Origin of the sequence: Paraburkholderia sp. SIMBA_030, from assembly GCF_046535245.1 — a bacterium.
GTDB lineage: Bacteria > Pseudomonadota > Gammaproteobacteria > Burkholderiales > Burkholderiaceae > Paraburkholderia.
In genome coordinates, this window is sequence record NZ_JAWRXB010001084.1 from 1 (window position 1) to 254 (window position 254).

The 254-nt window shown below is 62.2% G+C and carries 1 protein-coding gene; it reads left to right on the top strand.

Annotated elements, in window-relative coordinates; genetic code table 11:
• The coding region (locus tag SB772_RS43365) for a hypothetical protein (protein ID WP_410838944.1) at positions 1–254 on the top strand (254 nt) is incomplete at both ends.

Sequence of the window (254 nt, forward strand, 5' to 3'; positions counted from 1 at the left end):
GACGCAATTGGTCGCTCACGAACTGGAATCCCGGGGTGAAACGGTTGCGTTTGCCGGGCTGATCGACAGTTACGTGGCGGGCACGGCAGAAGCGGGGGACTGGCGCGAGGATCTGGGGGACTTCCTGAAGTTTGTGCTGGGGTTGCCGGCCGATGAGGCACAGGCATTGATCGCGCTGAAAGCCGCGGACTTGAACGAGCGTGAAGGTTCCAGCGCCGTGATCGAGGCGGTCATGCACGGCTCCAACGAACAAG